Here is a 14,242-nt window from a genome sequence, read left to right as displayed (position 1 = left end):
CGGATCGACCGGCCGCCGGGTCACCCCCGCCCGGCTCGGTGCAGGGCCTCGCCGAACACCTCCGCGATCGCGGCGTAGCCACGGTCGTTCGGGTGGAACCGGTCGGAGGCGAGCTTGCCCCGCCAGTGCCGGGTCCGCGGGTCGCGCAGCTCGGCCAGCACCAGCCCGCGGTCCCGGACGGCCTCGTCGATCAGGCCGTTGACCTGCAACGCGGCGGCGAACGTCCCGGGCTGGTTGCCGATCACGGTGCCGGGTGGCAGCCGGTCGAGCAGGGCCGCGAACCGGTCGGTCACGCCGTCCTGGTGGCGGGGCTGCATGAGGTCGTTCGAGCCGATCAGGCACACCAGCAGGTCCGGCTGCAGCCGCAGCGCGGACGGGAGCTGCTGGTCGAGCACGTCGGCGACCCGGGCGCCGTACTGGGACAGGTTCACCAGCCGGTGCTCCGGCAGCCGGTCCCGCAACCGGCCGGCCCAACCCCCCTCGGGGCTCGCCGCGCCGACCCCCTGGGCCATCGAGTCGCCCAGCACCGCGCAGAGCGGCCCGGACCGGGCGAGCTCGACCCGGTTGCGGTCCTCCCAGTACGCGGCGTAGGGCTCGATCTGCTCCTGCACCCGGCGGATCGCCGGGACGACGCGGGAGGCGAGCGTGATGAGCCGCCCGGGCGGGCGGCCGGTCCGGTTCGAGAAGGCGGCCTCGCCCGCATCGGTCACGACGCCAGTGAAGCAGAGTCCGGCACCGCACCGCCGGGACCAGGGCCGACGATCAGCTCCCGCTCAGACGTCTCTCAGCCCGCTGGGCGAGACTGGGCCCATGCGCATTCTGGTCGTCGACGACGACAAGGCGGTCCGAGACTCGCTGCGCCGGTCGCTGGCCTTCAACGGCTACCAGGTCGAGCTGGCCGAGGACGGGCAGGCGGCGCTGGACAAGATGCTCACCGACCGGCCCGACGCGCTCGTCCTCGACGTGATGATGCCGCGCCTGGACGGCCTCGAGGTGTGCCGGCGGCTGCGCAGCGCGGGGGACGAGCTGCCGATCCTGGTGCTGACGGCGCGGGACGCGGTCTCCGACCGGGTCGCCGGGCTGGACGCCGGGGCCGACGACTACCTGCCGAAGCCCTTCGCCCTGGAGGAACTGCTCGCCCGGCTGCGCGCCCTGCTGCGGCGCCGGGTCGTCGAGCCGGACGCCGACGGTGCCGACCGCCCGAGCGCCGCCCTCACCTTCGCGGACCTGTCCCTGGACCCGGAGACCCGTGAGGTCTCCCGGGCCGACCGGTCGATCAGCCTCACCCGGACCGAGTTCTCGCTGCTCGAGCTCCTGCTGGCGCACCCGCGCCGGGTGCTCACCCGCGCCCAGATCCTGGAGCAGGTGTGGGGATACGACTTCCCGACCAGCGGCAACGCGCTGGAGGTGTACGTCGGGTACCTGCGCCGCAAGACCGAGGCCGACGGTGAGCCGCGACTGATCCACACCGTGCGCGGGGTCGGGTACGTGCTGCGGGAGTCGCCGCCGTGACCGGGCCCCAGCGCCTCGACGGCCCCGGCGACCGGACCGCCGCGGACCGCGACGAGCACGCGGAGCGCTGGTGGCGGCGGGTACCGGGGGGCCGGGAGCACGACCGGGAACGGTTCACCCTGCGCGCCCGGATCGGGGTACTGGCCGCCCTGGTGGCCGCGACGATGGTGCTGCTCGTCTCGGCGGCCGCGTTCCTCGTGGTGCGGCAGAACCTCACGAGCTCCCTGGACGAGACCCTGCTGCTGCGCGCCCAGTCGGCGGCGGAGAGCGATCTGATCAACCCGCAGCTCCTCGCCGCGCTGCCGCCCGCCGTGCTGGGTGCGGCGGACCTGCACATCGCGCTCATCTACTCCTCGGGCGTGTACACCTCGGCGGATCCGTCGTCGACCCCGCCGGTCGGGGAGCCGGAGCTGACGGTCGCCCGGACGGGACAGGCGCAGGGTGGTCGCACAACCTCGCTGGCCGGCGAGGCCTACCGGGTCGTCGCCGTGCCGGCGGGCGAGGGCCGCGCACTCGTGATCGCCCAGCAGCTCGACTCGATCACCCGGGTCGTCTCCCGGCTGGGCACCGCGCTGCCGCTGGTGGGGCTCGGCGGCGTGATCCTCGCCGGGCTGGCCGGGGTGGCGGTCGCCCGGACCGGCCTGCGGCCGGTGCAGCGGCTCACCGCCGCCACGGAACGGGTGGCGACCACCGGTGACCTGCGACCGATCCCGGTGTCCGGCTCGGACGAGCTGGCCCGGCTGACGATCAGCTTCAACGCGATGCTCGGCGCGCTCGCCGCCTCCCACGAACAGCAACGCAGGTTGGTCGCCGACGCGGGACACGAGCTGCGGACCCCGCTGACCTCGTTGCGCACCAACCTCGAACTGCTCGCCGCGGCCGACCGGGTCGACGCCCCGACCCTGCCGGCCGAGGACCGGGCCGAGCTGCTCGACGACGTCCGCGCCCAGGTCGAGGAGCTGTCGCACCTGGTGGGGGATCTCGTCGAACTCGCCAGGGACGACGACCCCACGATGACGACCGAGGCACTCGAGCTCGGCGAGATCGTGGAGCGCGCGCTGGCCAGGGTCCGGCGCCGGGCCGGGGAGGTCGAGTTCGACATCCACCTCACCCGGTGGATCCTCGACGGCGACGCGAGCGCCCTCGAACGTGCGGTGCTCAACCTGCTGGACAACGCGGTCAAGTGGAGCCCGCCCGGCGGGACGGTCCGGCTGTCGATGATCCCGATCTCGCCGGAGTGGCTGGTCATCGAGGTCGCCGACACCGGGGACGGCATCGCCGTCGGCGATCTGCCGCACGTGTTCGACCGCTTCTACCGGGCCGACACCTCGCGGACCATGCCCGGTTCCGGCCTCGGCCTGTCGATCGTGGCCCAGGCCGCGGCCCGGCACGGCGGGGAGGTCCGGGCGGGCCGTGCCCCGGAGGGCGGTGCACTGCTGTCGCTCGCGCTGCCGGGCCGAGGGGTGCCCGACGACGCCAGCCCATAACCTGGGGGCGGCTCCGGACGACGGGCCGAGCAGCGACGTGACGGACGGTGGACGCATGGCCCAGGAGAACCCGCCCGACGAGACGCCCGGGCGGGACCCGCACGGCCCGGGCGCGGCGGAGGGTGGAGGCACCGGACCCGGCGATCCGGCGCCCGCCGCAGGCAGCACCGGCGCGAGGGAGGGCGACCGCCCGGTCGACCCGGAGCGCGGCGCCGCCGACGGTTCCGGGTCCGGGGCGGACGCCGCGGGAGCCGAGCACACGGCGGCCGCCCAGGGAACGGGCGCGGGTGCGGCCGGAGCGGCCGGCACCGGAGCGACGGGCACCGGAACGACCGACACCGGAACGACGGGCACCGAGACGACCGGCATCGGCACGACTGGAACCTCGCCCGGCACCGGGTCCGCAGCCGGGAGCGGAACTGCCCCCGGCTCCGGGACCACAGCAGGCGCCGGGCCCACCGGGGGCGCCGGGTCTACCGCGGGCGGCGACGCCCAGGACCCGCCGACCGACCGGTGGTTCGTCCCGTCCAGCCCGTGGGCCAGGCCGGGAGGCACGTCCGAGGAGCAGGCCGGGCCGATGTCGTCGACCGCGGCACCGCAGGCGGAGCAGGACCCCGCCACGGCGGCCGGTCCCGTCCCGGACGCGGCGGGTTCCCCGCCGGCTCCGGGCACGTCCGCGATGGGGCCGGTGGCCGGTGATCCCGGCCGGGACCGGCCGGCGCCCCCGCCGTGGGCGTACGGCGCCCCGCCGCGGGAGGCGACGGGGGCACCGTCGCCGACCGGCCCACCGCCGCCGCGCCGGTCCCGGACCACGCTCGCGATGATCGTCGGCGGGCTGGTGCTCGCGCTGGTCGCCGGCGCCATCGGCGGGGCGATCGGCACCGACATCGCGCGGTCGTCGGTCTCCGGCGGGGGCGTGCTGGACTCGCCGATCCCCGACGTCGACTCCGACCTGCCCGTCACCCCGGTCGAGGCGGTCGCGCAGCGCGTGCTGCCGAGCGTGGTGCAGCTCCGGGTCACCGGTGGCGCCGGGAACAGCGGTGGCCTCGGCGAGGGCACCGGGATGGTGATCAGCGAGGACGGTCTGGTCCTCACCAACAACCACGTGGTCGGGCCGGCGGCGTCCGGCGGCACCGTCCGTGCGGTGTTCCAGGACGGTCGCGTCGCCACCGGCTCGATCGTGGGCCAGGACCCCAAGTCGGACGTGGCGCTCGTCCAGGTGCAGCTGACCGGGCTCGTCCCGGTGGAGTTCGCCAACTCCGACGGCGTCCGGGTCGGACAGCAGGTCACGGCGATCGGCTCGCCGCTCGGCCTGGGCGGCTCGGTGACCACCGGCATCGTCTCCGCCCTCGACCGCGCGGTGAGCATCGGCGGCGAGGCCGGCGGGCCGGACACGGTGTTCGACGCGATCCAGACCGACGCCGCGATCAACCCGGGCAACTCGGGCGGACCGCTGGTCGATGCGGAGGGCCGGGTGGTCGGGATCAACTCCGCGATCGCGACGGCCGGGCCGGGCGGCGGCTCGATCGGTGTCGGGTTCTCCATCCCGGTGAACCAGGCGCGCAGGATCGCCGACCAGCTGCGGACCGGTCGCCCGGCCACCCACGCGGTGCTCGGCGTCGAGGTCACCGACGACCCGCAGTTCGGGGGTGCGGTCGTCCGTACGGTCACCCCCGGCGGCGCCGCCGAGCAGGCCGGGCTGCGCCCGGACGACCTGGTGCAGCGGGTGGGGGACCGGCGGATCGAGACCGGGGCGGACCTGCAGGCGGCCGTCCACTCCCAGCCCCCGGGAAGCGTGGTCGACCTGCAGCTGCGGGACCGGTCGGTGCAGGTGACCCTGGGGGAGCAGTGACCCCGGACGGGATTCCGCCCACGGAGTGCTGACCCCCGGATTTTGTTGACGGGTGAAGTATCTCCGTGGTGGGCTGAGCAGGCACCCGGTGGTGCCCCGCCGGATGCATCCGGAGAGTCGTGCCGGCGCAGGATCCCCCTCGCTGCGTCGGCGCGGCCTCCCCTCCGCCCCGGGCCGGCCGGGGATAGGGTGGCGGGCATGGAGATGCCGGGTCCGCAGATCGGCCGTGCCCTCGTGGTGATCGTCGACGACCGGGTCAGTGCCGGGGAGTCGTCCGACGGGACCGGTCCGCTGGTCACCGAGCTGCTCGAGGAGGCGAACTTCGTCGTCGACGGCGTGGTCAACGCCCCCGGCGACGTCGTGGCGATCCGCAGTGCACTGAACACCGCCGTGATCGGTGGCGTGGACCTGGTGATCACCGTCGGCGGGACCGGGGTCTCCCCGCGCGACGTGACACCGGACGCCACCACCGGCGTGCTGGACCGGCCGGTACCGGGGATCGCCGAGGCGGTCCGCGCCTCCGGCCTCGCCGCGGGAGCCGTCGACGCGGGCGTGTCCCGCGGCGTCGTCGGTGTCTCCGGCAGCACCCTGGTGGTGAACCTGGCCGCCTCGCGCGCGGCGGTCCGCGACGGCATGGCGACCCTCAGCCCGCTCGTCCCGCACGTGATCTCGGAACTCGCGGGTCCGCCGGCCTGACGGTCCCCGGGGCGCGGACGGAGCCGAACTCCACCCGCGCCCCGGGACCCGTGGGATCAGCTCGCCGGCGGCACCGGCGGCACGCTGCCCGGCCCCTTGCCGTCCCGGTCCGCGTCCGGAGCGGACGGCGGCGTGACGGGCGGGGTCACCGGCGGCTGCGGGGTCGCCGGGTTGCCGTCCGGCCGGAGCGCGTCGCCCCCGGGCGGTGCCGGCGGGACCGGCGGAACGGGACCGGTGTGGGTCCCCGCACCCGGGGCCGTCTCGCCGGTGTGCCCGAGCGCGCCCTCGACCTTGCCCTTCACTCCGTCGATCTGCTCGGTGTACTTGCCACCGGTGGCCTGGTCGACCTTCTCCGCGGCCTTCCCGACCAGCGGCCCGGCCTTCTCCTTGGCCTTCTCCAGCTGCGGCCCGGCCTTCTCCTTCGCCTTCTCCAGGTGCGGAGCGGCCTTCTCCAAGGCGCTCTCGGCGGCCTCCCGGGCCTTGTCCAGGAACCCCATGAACGGTCCCCCTCCTGCTCTCGATGCCAACGACGACCGTGGGCGTGTTGCGTACGGCTACCACCATGGTGGCACCGGATGGGTGTTCCGTGCCGGTGTGCGCGCCCGGCGTGCGGCACCGAGACGGGATCGACACCGCCCCGGGGGCCGGCACCGCCCCGGGCCGCGCCCGGCCGGTGGCCCGCCGGACCGGCTGCCGCCCGTCAGGGCACGATGGACCCATGACCGAACCCGCGGACCGGCTCCGCCGCCGGATCGAGGAGATCTTCGGCGACGACCCCGCCACCACGTCCGACGAGCGCGCCGACGGCGGCTCCTCGGACGAGCGTGACGACCGCGATCCGGATCGCTGGTTCACCGAGAACCGCCCGCCGCACCACGGCGGCTGACCGGACACCGCGGCCCGCACCGCCGGCCCGGCACCGCACACCGGCGCGGTCATCGCAGCGTCACCGCGACCTCGCCGGACAGCGTCGCCGCCGCGACGGCGTTGGCCTCGGGCTCCGGCAGCGCGATGAGGACGAGCGGGCCCCGCGCGCCCGCGGTACCGGCGGCCCCGGCGGCCGGCAGCACCGCGACGACACCGGCCCGCGCGGCGAGCACCCGAGGGCCGCCGTCGTCCTCGCTGATGACGTCGACCCGCACGCCGGGTGAGAGCAGCGCGGCGACGGCCGGGTCGGCCGGGCGGACCGGCACCGCGGACGCACCGGGCCCGCCGGTCCGCACGGCGGTCTCGGGGCCGACCAGGCGCAGGTCGGTGAGCGCCTCACCGGAGCGGACCGGTCCGGCGACGGTCCGGCCGTCCGCCTCGGCCGGGACCCGCAACGCGCCGCCGGGGACGAGCGCGGCCGGCCAGGCGACCGGTCGGACGTCGGCCGGGCGGAGGACCGTGCCGGGCTCCAGGTCCCGGGCGGCGACGAGCACGTCGCCCCGCTCGTCGGCGGCCGCGGGCAGTACCGCGACGACCACCGCGGCCACGGCCAGTGCGAGCGCGGCGAGCCGGCGCAGGAGCAGCGTGCGGGACCAGACCGCCCCGCGGAGCGTGCGCTCCCACCGGGCCCGTGGCCCTCGATCGCCCTCGTCCATGCCGCACCTCCGCCGGAGTCCTCGATCCGACGCTAGGAGCGCGATGCGGTGTCCACAGGTCCGATCACGAACCTGTGGACAACTCAGCTACTTGTGGACAACTCCGCGGTCAGGAGGACGCGGCCTTCGACGAGGACGACGCCGTGCCCGACGATGACGAGGAACCGGAGCCGGACTTCGCCGACGAGGAGGAGGACGAGGCCCCCGAGGACGAGGACGAGGAGGACGACGTGGAGTCCGACGAGGACGAGGAGGACGACGAGCCGTCCTTCTTCGAGGAGTCGGACGAGCCGCCGCCGACGGCCCCGGACCGCGAGTCGGTGCGGTAGAAGCCGCTGCCCTTGAACACGATCCCGACCGAGGAGAAGACCTTGCGCAGCGCACCGCCGCAGTTCGGGCAGGTCGTGAGGGCGTCGTCGGAGAACGACTGCACCGCCTCGAAGCGGTGGTCACACGCCGTGCATGCGTACTGGTAGGTCGGCACAACATCCTCCGGGCAGCCGTCGGGCACTCGCGCAGCTGGCACTCCCACACTGCGAGTGCCAGCATACTCCGCCCGTCGGTGGGGCCCGACCCGTCCGTGCGGTCAGGTGCGTTCCCGGGTGGACGCGGGGACGGGGAGCCGCACGGTTCCGGCGCGGGGCAGGACCACCGCGCCGACGGGCGCGTCGTGCGGCTCGGCGGGGACCTCGTCGAGGAACTCGTCGTCGTGCAGGAGCGCGGCGGTGGTCGTACCCGTGCCGAGGAGCGGCAGGGTGCGGTCGTAGTAGCCGCCGCCGCGGCCGAGCCGCCGGCCGCGACGGTCCACGGCGAGCGCGGGCACCAGCAGCAGCCGTACCTGCCGGACGGCGTCGGCACCGAGCCGGTCGCCGGTGGGCTCGGGGACCCCCAGCGGGCCCCGGACCGGTCCGCCGGGGCCGGTGTGGCGGGCCCAGTCGAGCGGTTCCGGCTCGGCCGGGACCACGGGCACGAGCACCTCGTGGCCGGCGTCGAGCAGCAGGTCCGCCACGGTCACGGACCCCGATCCCGCGGCGCCGGGCTCGGAGCCCGTCGGGAGGTAGCAGCCGACCGGACCGGTACCGCCGGATGCGAGGGAGATCACATGGTTCGCCAGCTCCACGGTGGTCGCGGCGCGGTCCTCGGGAGACCGTGCGGCACGGGCGTCGAGCAGCCGGCGGCGCAGGCCGATCTTCCCGGCGCCGGGTCGCCCGCCCTGATCAGGGGACGATCTCATCGGTTGCCTCCGCGCGAGCCGTCACCGCCCCAGGCTAGTGCTGTGGCTAGGCTCGCCGACCATGAGCGCGCAGACCTCCAGCACGACCGCGGCGTTCCGCACCGCCGTGGTGCCGGCGGCCGGTCTCGGCACCAGGTTCCTGCCGACCACCAAGGCCGTGCCGAAGGAACTGCTCCCCGTCGTCGACACACCGGGCATCGAGCTCGTCGCGGCCGAGGCCGCCCAGGCGGGTGCGGAGCGGCTCCTGATCGTCACCTCACCGGGCAAGGAGTCGGTGGCCGCGTACTTCCGGCCGGACGACGAGCTGGTCACGACCCTGGAGGGCCGGGGCAAGGGCGAGCTGGCGCAGCGCGTCCGCCGCGCGCCCGGCCTCCTCGCGGTCGACTCGGTGTACCAGCACGAGCCCAAGGGCCTGGGGCACGCCGTGGCCCAGGCCGGCCCGGCACTGGCCGACGACGAGACGGCCGTCGCCGTCCTGCTGCCCGACGACCTGGTCCTGCCGACCGGGGTGCTCGCCCGCATGGCGCAGGTCCGGGCCGAGTACGGCGGGAGCGTCCTGTGCGCCTTCGACGTGCCACGCGAGGAGATCTCGGCCTACGGCGTGTTCGAGGTCTCCGACACCGGCGACGACGACGTCAAGCAGGTCCACGGCATGGTGGAGAAGCCGGCGCCCGACGAGGCGCCGTCGACGTTCGCGGCCGCCGGCCGCTACCTGCTCGACCGGGCGATCTTCGACGCCCTGGAGCGGATCACCCCCGGGGCGGGCGGCGAGCTGCAGCTGACCGACGCCGTCGCGCTGCTGATCCGGGAGGGGCACCCGGTGCACGTCGTCGTCCACCGTGGCGGGCGGCACGACCTGGGCAACCCGGCCGGCTACGCACGGGCGTACGTGGACCACATGCTCGACCATCCCGAGTACGGCGAGAGCCTGCGCGGCTGGCTGACCGACCGGTTGAAGGACTGACGTGCGCACGGTCACCGAGCACCTGAACCGGATCCTCGACGTCGCGGTCCGCCCGGCACCGGTCCGGGTCGCCGTCGCCGACGCACAGGGCCTGCGCAGCGCCGAGGAGGTCGTCGCGGGCCGCCCGCTCCCGGTCTTCGACCAGGCCGCCGTCGACGGGTACGCGGTCCGCAGCGTCGACGTCGCGGGCGCCACCCAGATCTCGCCGATGACCGTCCCGGTCGTCGGGGAGATCTCCGCCGGGTCCCGGCAGCCGCTGCGGCTGCAGCCGGGCCAGGCGGTCCGGGTCGCGGCGGGAGCCCCGTTGCCCACCCTCGCCGACGCGGTGGCCCCGGCGGCCTGGACCGACTCCGGGTCGGCCCGGCTGTCGGTGCACCGCAGCGTGCCGTCCGGCGGGTTCGTGCGCCGGGTGGGTGAGGACGTGCAGTCCGGCGACGTGGCCGTGCGGGAGGGCGACATCGTCGGGTCCGCGCAGGTCGCGATGCTCGCGGCGGCGGGCCGGGACAAGCTGCTCGTGCACCCGCGGCCGCGCGTCTCGGTCGTCTCGGTGGGCGACGAGCTGGTCGAGGTCAGCCGGTCGGCGTCGTCCGGGCAGGTGGCCGACGTCTGCTCGCACGCCGTCGTCGCCGCCGCCCGCGAGGCGGGTGCCGAGACGAACCGGCCCCGCACCGTCGGGGGCAGCGGGACCGAGATCCGCGGCGCGGTGGAGGACCTGCTGCCGGCCAGCGAGATCATCGTGATCTGCGGTGCGGGCGGCGGCGCGACGATGGCCGAGGCGACCAGCGGGCTGTCCGACCTCGGCGGGATCGACGCCACCCGGATCGCGATGCACCCCGGCTCGGCCCAGGGCTACGGTCGGCTCGGCGCGGACGCCGTCCCGGTCTTCCTGGTCCCCTCGCACCCGGCGACCGCGCTCGTCCTGTTCGAGGTCTTCGTGCGTCCGCTGATCCGGCTGGCGCTGGGGCAGGAACCGCGCCGCCGGTCCTGGACGGCCCGGCTGACCTCGCCCGTCTCCTCACCGGTCGGTCGGCGCTCCTACATCCCGTCCCGGCTGCTGCGTGAGGACGACGGCGGCGAGCTGCTCGCCCAGCCGCTCGGCTCCTCGGGCAGCCACCTGCTCGCGGTCCTCGCCGAGGCGAACGCGCTGGCGGTCGTCGGGGAGGACGTCACGGAGCTGACCGTCGGCGAGCAGATCGAGCTCGTGGCCCGCGGCCGCGGCTGAGCACCGGTGCCGCCGCAGTCCGTCCCGGAACCGCCCGGCAGCCATCCGGGCTGGCCGGCGCGTCCGGGACCGCTGCGGGTCCGTGACCACGAGATCGGGCTCCGGCCGGTCCGGTTGCGGGACGGCACCGAGTGGTCCCGGATCCGGGTGCGCGACGAGAGCCACCTGCGGCCGTGGGAGCCGACGACGTACGGGGGCTGGGCCCGCCGCAACGCCGCGGCGGACTGGCCGAGCCGCTGGTACCTGCTGCGCTCGTCGGCCCGGCGCGGGCTGTCGCTGCCGTTCGCGATCACCGTCGACGGACGCCTCGGCGGGCACGTGATGATCGGCAACGTCGTGCGGGAGCCGCTGCTGTCGGCCTACGTCGGCTACTGGATCGACTCCCGGCTCGGCGGGCGCGGGATCACGACGGCGGCGGTCGCCCTGGTGCTCGACCATTGCTTCGGACCGGTGCACCTGCACCGGGTGGAGGCCACCGTGCGCCCGGAGAACGCGGCGAGCATCGCGGTGCTGGCCCGGCTCGGGTTCCGGCGGGAGGGCCTGCTGCGCCGGTACCTGGACGTCGACGGCGCCTGGCGCGACCACTACGCCTTCGCGGTGACCGCCGAGGAGACCCCGCCCGGCGGGTTCGTCGGACGGCTGGTGCGGGCCGGGCGGGCCGCGCGCGCCTGAGGTCCGCGGTTCCCGTACGGACCGACCGGGGGACGACGGCGCGTCGCGGCCGGGTCCGGGTGCCCCGTCCTCTTATGGTGATCGGTGGTGGACGGGTCGGGGCCGTTCACCGGGTGGACTGCGCCGGTCGGGGAGGAGGCAGCCCGTGCCCAGCTCTCTGATCTTCGTGGGTCTGGTCGTGCTGTGGCTGCTCATCCTGGTGCCGACCGTCGCACGGCGCCAGCAGGAGGTGGCCCGGCTGAGTCCGGCGCTGCTGTCCGGGCGGGTGCTCGAGCGTCCGATGCGGCACCGATACCCGGAGGTTGGCGTGATGGAGCGATCCGGTCCGAACACCGTCGGCGAGCTGGTCGAGGCCCGGGACGATCTCCCGGGCCCGCGGGAGCGCGCCGGTGAGCGTCTCGGTGACCCTGCGGACGAGTTCGAGTTCGACGCGGAGATCGACGACGACGGCCGGGTGCACGGCCTCGACGACGATCTCGACGACCATGTGGGTGACCACGTGGACGACGACCGCGGCGACGAGCCCACGGGCGGCGCGGGCACGGCGCGCCACGGTGACCGACGGCGGCCGGAGCGGGAGCGCGACCCCTGGTCCGGCCGCCGGGACCCCGGGACCTCCGTGGACGACGGCGGGACCGACACCGACCTCGCCGACGACGAGGAGCCCGGCACGTCGTTCACCCGCACGGCCGGAGGCGCCGCCGGTCGTGACCGCGGCGTCGGTACCGGACCCGCCGACGGCCGGGCCGGTACCGAGGCACCGACCGGCACCGACCGGGACGCCGACGTGGACACGGACGTCGACACGGACCTCGACACGGACCCGGATCTCGACGCCGGCACCGACGCGGAGCTCGATGCCGATGCCGACCTCGATGCCGACGCCGAGGACGATCTCGACGAGCACCCCCCGATCCGCTACCGGCCCGGCCGCGGGGGGTTCGACCCCGACGCCGCGGCGGCGGCCGCACACGCCAAGTACGCGTTCCGCCAGCGGGTGGTGCTCGCCCTGCTGGTGCTGCTGGTGGCGGCGGGGGTCACCGCGCTGCTGGTGTCGACGATCTTCTGGTGGGTCGCCGGTGTGCTCGGCGCGGGACTGGTCGGCTACCTCGGTTACCTGCGCAGGCAGGTCCGGATCGAGGAGTCGATCCGCACCCGCCGGGCCGCGCGGTTGACCGAGCGTCGGCGTCCGGTGGCGGGCGACCGGCCCGACGACCTGGACGATCCGGCGGACGAGCCCGTCGAGGATCGCGACGGGCGGGCCACCGCCGTGGACGAGGCCGACGACAGCGACTGGACCGCCGACGACGGCGAGCCCACCCGGGTACGCGGCTGCGGGGAACCGCTCGGGGTGCTGCCCGCCCGTCGTCGCACCGTGGACGGGTCCGGCTCGGACGAGCACGAGTCCTCGCTGCCGCGGCTGGACGTGACCCCGCCGCCGCCGGTCCCGGACGGGACGTCACTGGTCGACATCGGAGCCGAGGAGGAGCCGGACGTCCTCGACGACCGGACCCCCCACCGCCGTGCGGTCGGCGAATAGAGGTCTGTTAGGGTTCTCCAGGTCAGCCCGAGAGGGCGGACCGCGGGGCTGTAGCGCAGTTGGTAGCGCGTCTCGTTCGCATCGAGAAGGTCAGGGGTTCGATTCCCCTCAGCTCCACCCATGGTGACGTAGGGGGCCACACCACATCGAGAGATGTGGTGTGGCCCCCTACGTCGTTCCTGTCGTCGTGCCCATGCTCTACATCGGTCGGCTGGGCGCCCTCAGCTATACCCATGAACTTGAGTACAAACAGGTACTTGTTCTAAGGTGGGTGGCCGGGCGAGGAGGCTGACGATGGGTACCGAGGCCGTAGCGGATCTCGATCTGGCGCTGCGTGCGCTGGCCGACGGGAACCGGCGCTCGATCCTGCGCTCGATCCGCTCCGACCCACAGCCGGTCGGGGCGATCGCGGAGCAACTCGGCCTGTCGCAACAGACGACCTCGCACCACCTCGGAGTGCTCCGCAAGGCAGGGCTCGTGACCGGCACCCGCGAGGGCACCCGCCACCTGTTCGCCGTCGACACCGACGGTCTGGCCGCGGTGCGCTCGTACCTGGACGGCTTCTGGCCGGGAAAGCTGGCCGACCTCAAGACCGCGATCGAGTCGAACGAGGCGCGGGATCATGGCTGAGTTCCGAGACTCCATCGACATCGCGGCTCCGCCGGAGACCGTGTTCAGGTACCTGACCACCGACGACGGCATGACCGCGTGGATGGGGCGGTACGAGGATCTCGATCCGACACCGGGCGGGAGGTTCGCGGTCGATGTCGCCGGTCACCCGGTGCGGGGCGAGTACGTGCACGTCGAGCCGCCGAACCGCGTCGTGATGAGCTGGGGTTTCGCCGGCAGCGAGGAGCTGCCCGCGGGCGCGTCGACGGTCGAGTTCCGGCTGACACCGATCGGCGGCGGTACCAGGGTCGAGCTCTGCCACTCCGATCTGCCCGACACGGCAGTGCGCGGCCACGCCGACGGGTGGGCGAACTTCCTCCCCCGTCTCGCCATCGCCGGCGCCGGTGGTGACGCCGGGCCCGACGGCTGGCGGCCGCTCCCGGACTGAGTAAGCACCGCCGCGTACGCGGCACGAACCGAGGAGGTCCCATGAGTCAGGACACCGGGTACGACGTGGTGAAGAAGTATCACCACGCGTGGACGAGCGGCGACATCGACGCGGCGATGGGTCACGTCTCCGACGACATCACCTGCCGCGCTCCCGGCGTCGACCTGAACGGCAAGGACGTCTACCGGGAGTTCATCGGCGGCTTCGCCCCGATGCTCACCGGGATCGGCGACATCGCCGAGTTCTCCGACGGGGCGCACGTCGCGCTGTTCTACTACCCGCAGACCGCCGCGACCTCCACCACCCCGGCCGCCGAGTTCTTCACCGTCAGAGAGGGGAAGATCGCCGAGAGCGTGCTGATCTTCGACCGGCTCTCCTACGGCCCGCCCGAGCAGGGCTGAGACGGGAGCACGCCGTGACTCC

Annotated in this window: 17 protein-coding genes and 1 tRNA gene; 14 read left to right on the top strand and 4 right to left on the bottom strand. The window is 74.9% G+C overall.

Annotated elements, in window-relative coordinates; translation table 11 throughout:
* Window positions 1–20: 20 nt before the first annotated feature.
* Complete coding sequence (locus AFB00_RS07280; protein ID WP_068796598.1) at window positions 21–710, bottom strand: SGNH/GDSL hydrolase family protein; 690 nt, start codon at window positions 708–710, stop codon at window positions 21–23.
* A 100-nt stretch (window positions 711–810) separates the two neighbouring features.
* On the opposite strand from AFB00_RS07280, the gene AFB00_RS07275 reads away from it, so the two are divergent.
* The 4 genes from AFB00_RS07275 (at window position 811) to AFB00_RS07260 (ending at window position 5,547) form a co-directional block, all read left to right on the top strand.
* Entirely contained in the window at window positions 811–1,512 is a 702-nt protein-coding gene (locus AFB00_RS07275; protein ID WP_068796597.1) for a response regulator transcription factor, read from the top strand.
* Window positions 1,509–2,999, top strand: coding sequence for a sensor histidine kinase (locus tag AFB00_RS07270; protein ID WP_156819425.1), 1,491 nt, complete (start codon window positions 1,509–1,511; stop codon window positions 2,997–2,999). Before AFB00_RS07275 ends, AFB00_RS07270 begins: the two co-directional genes overlap by 4 nt.
* Before the next feature lie 55 nt (window positions 3,000–3,054).
* Complete coding sequence (locus AFB00_RS07265) at window positions 3,055–4,851, top strand: trypsin-like peptidase domain-containing protein (RefSeq protein ID WP_068796596.1); 1,797 nt, start codon at window positions 3,055–3,057, stop codon at window positions 4,849–4,851.
* Between the two features lie 204 nt (window positions 4,852–5,055).
* Window positions 5,056–5,547 (top strand): MogA/MoaB family molybdenum cofactor biosynthesis protein, encoded by a 492-nt coding sequence (locus AFB00_RS07260; protein ID WP_156819798.1) that lies wholly within the window; start codon window positions 5,056–5,058, stop codon window positions 5,545–5,547.
* A 56-nt stretch (window positions 5,548–5,603) separates the two neighbouring features.
* On the opposite strand, the gene AFB00_RS07255 is transcribed toward AFB00_RS07260, so the two are convergent.
* Window positions 5,604–6,044 (bottom strand): antitoxin, encoded by a 441-nt coding sequence (locus AFB00_RS07255; protein ID WP_068796594.1) that lies wholly within the window; start codon window positions 6,042–6,044, stop codon window positions 5,604–5,606.
* 221 nt (window positions 6,045–6,265) lie between these two features.
* Between AFB00_RS07255 and AFB00_RS33880 the strand changes: the two genes are divergently transcribed.
* Window positions 6,266–6,433, top strand: a complete 168-nt coding sequence (locus AFB00_RS33880) for a hypothetical protein (protein WP_197519777.1) — start codon at window positions 6,266–6,268, stop codon at window positions 6,431–6,433.
* Window positions 6,434–6,482: 49 nt separating this feature from the next.
* On the opposite strand, the gene AFB00_RS07245 is transcribed toward AFB00_RS33880, so the two are convergent.
* Complete coding sequence (locus AFB00_RS07245) at window positions 6,483–7,130, bottom strand: SAF domain-containing protein (protein ID WP_068796592.1); 648 nt, start codon at window positions 7,128–7,130, stop codon at window positions 6,483–6,485.
* A gap of 74 nt (window positions 7,131–7,204) precedes the next feature.
* Here AFB00_RS07245 and AFB00_RS36070 point away from each other — a divergent pair, with 74 nt between their 5' ends.
* A complete protein-coding gene (locus tag AFB00_RS36070) occupies window positions 7,205–7,459 on the top strand; it encodes a hypothetical protein (RefSeq protein WP_442965885.1) in 255 nt (84 codons plus the stop codon).
* Window positions 7,460–7,716: 257 nt separating this feature from the next.
* Here AFB00_RS36070 and AFB00_RS07235 read toward each other — a convergent pair whose 3' ends face one another.
* The gene (locus tag AFB00_RS07235; RefSeq protein WP_068796590.1) at window positions 7,717–8,364 is read right to left on the bottom strand and encodes a 5-formyltetrahydrofolate cyclo-ligase; all 648 of its coding nucleotides are present in this window, start codon (window positions 8,362–8,364) and stop codon (window positions 7,717–7,719) included.
* Between the two features lie 61 nt (window positions 8,365–8,425).
* Here AFB00_RS07235 and AFB00_RS07230 point away from each other — a divergent pair, with 61 nt between their 5' ends.
* The 8 genes from AFB00_RS07230 (at window position 8,426) to AFB00_RS07195 (ending at window position 14,220) form a co-directional block, all read left to right on the top strand.
* The gene (locus AFB00_RS07230) at window positions 8,426–9,328 is read left to right on the top strand and encodes a UTP--glucose-1-phosphate uridylyltransferase (RefSeq protein WP_068796589.1); all 903 of its coding nucleotides are present in this window, start codon (window positions 8,426–8,428) and stop codon (window positions 9,326–9,328) included.
* A 1-nt stretch (window position 9,329) separates the two neighbouring features.
* Window positions 9,330–10,550, top strand: coding sequence for a molybdotransferase-like divisome protein Glp (glp, locus tag AFB00_RS07225; RefSeq protein ID WP_068796588.1), 1,221 nt, complete (start codon window positions 9,330–9,332; stop codon window positions 10,548–10,550).
* A 6-nt stretch (window positions 10,551–10,556) separates the two neighbouring features.
* Window positions 10,557–11,222, top strand: a complete 666-nt coding sequence (locus AFB00_RS07220) for a GNAT family N-acetyltransferase (RefSeq protein WP_068796587.1) — start codon at window positions 10,557–10,559, stop codon at window positions 11,220–11,222.
* Window positions 11,223–11,367: 145 nt separating this feature from the next.
* Window positions 11,368–12,762, top strand: a complete 1,395-nt coding sequence (gene sepX / locus AFB00_RS35725) for a divisome protein SepX/GlpR (RefSeq protein ID WP_156819424.1) — start codon at window positions 11,368–11,370, stop codon at window positions 12,760–12,762.
* 44 nt (window positions 12,763–12,806) lie between these two features.
* Window positions 12,807–12,879: transfer RNA gene (locus AFB00_RS07210), tRNA-Ala, on the top strand.
* A gap of 177 nt (window positions 12,880–13,056) precedes the next feature.
* Window positions 13,057–13,392, top strand: a complete 336-nt coding sequence (locus AFB00_RS07205) for an ArsR/SmtB family transcription factor (RefSeq protein ID WP_068796585.1) — start codon at window positions 13,057–13,059, stop codon at window positions 13,390–13,392.
* Window positions 13,385–13,819, top strand: coding sequence for an SRPBCC family protein (locus AFB00_RS07200; protein ID WP_068796584.1), 435 nt, complete (start codon window positions 13,385–13,387; stop codon window positions 13,817–13,819). Before AFB00_RS07205 ends, AFB00_RS07200 begins: the two co-directional genes overlap by 8 nt.
* A gap of 41 nt (window positions 13,820–13,860) precedes the next feature.
* Window positions 13,861–14,220, top strand: coding sequence for a nuclear transport factor 2 family protein (locus AFB00_RS07195; RefSeq protein ID WP_068796583.1), 360 nt, complete (start codon window positions 13,861–13,863; stop codon window positions 14,218–14,220).
* Window positions 14,221–14,242: the final 22 nt, after the last annotated feature.

It is taken from the genome of Pseudonocardia sp. HH130630-07, assembly GCF_001698125.1.
GTDB lineage: Bacteria > Actinomycetota > Actinomycetes > Mycobacteriales > Pseudonocardiaceae > Pseudonocardia.
This window is presented reverse-complemented; position numbering and strand designations above follow the sequence as displayed.

What these genes read in the sequence shown, in the direction of transcription:
- AFB00_RS07275 (WP_068796597.1), top strand. Translation starts at nt 811, where the DNA reads ATGCGCATTCTGGTCGTCGACGACGACAAGGCGGTCCGAGACTCGCTG.
- AFB00_RS07265 (WP_068796596.1), top strand. Translation starts at nt 3,055, where the DNA reads ATGGCCCAGGAGAACCCGCCCGACGAGACGCCCGGGCGGGACCCGCAC.
- AFB00_RS07260 (WP_156819798.1), top strand. Translation starts at nt 5,056, where the DNA reads ATGCCGGGTCCGCAGATCGGCCGTGCCCTCGTGGTGATCGTCGACGAC.
- AFB00_RS07255 (WP_068796594.1), bottom strand. Translation starts at nt 6,044, where the DNA reads ATGGGGTTCCTGGACAAGGCCCGGGAGGCCGCCGAGAGCGCCTTGGAG.
- AFB00_RS33880 (WP_197519777.1), top strand. Translation starts at nt 6,266, where the DNA reads ATGACCGAACCCGCGGACCGGCTCCGCCGCCGGATCGAGGAGATCTTC.
- AFB00_RS07245 (WP_068796592.1), bottom strand. Translation starts at nt 7,130, where the DNA reads ATGGACGAGGGCGATCGAGGGCCACGGGCCCGGTGGGAGCGCACGCTC.
- AFB00_RS07235 (WP_068796590.1), bottom strand. Translation starts at nt 8,364, where the DNA reads ATGAGATCGTCCCCTGATCAGGGCGGGCGACCCGGCGCCGGGAAGATC.
- AFB00_RS07230 (WP_068796589.1), top strand. Translation starts at nt 8,426, where the DNA reads ATGAGCGCGCAGACCTCCAGCACGACCGCGGCGTTCCGCACCGCCGTG.
- AFB00_RS07205 (WP_068796585.1), top strand. Translation starts at nt 13,057, where the DNA reads ATGGGTACCGAGGCCGTAGCGGATCTCGATCTGGCGCTGCGTGCGCTG.
- AFB00_RS07200 (WP_068796584.1), top strand. Translation starts at nt 13,385, where the DNA reads ATGGCTGAGTTCCGAGACTCCATCGACATCGCGGCTCCGCCGGAGACC.
- AFB00_RS07195 (WP_068796583.1), top strand. Translation starts at nt 13,861, where the DNA reads ATGAGTCAGGACACCGGGTACGACGTGGTGAAGAAGTATCACCACGCG.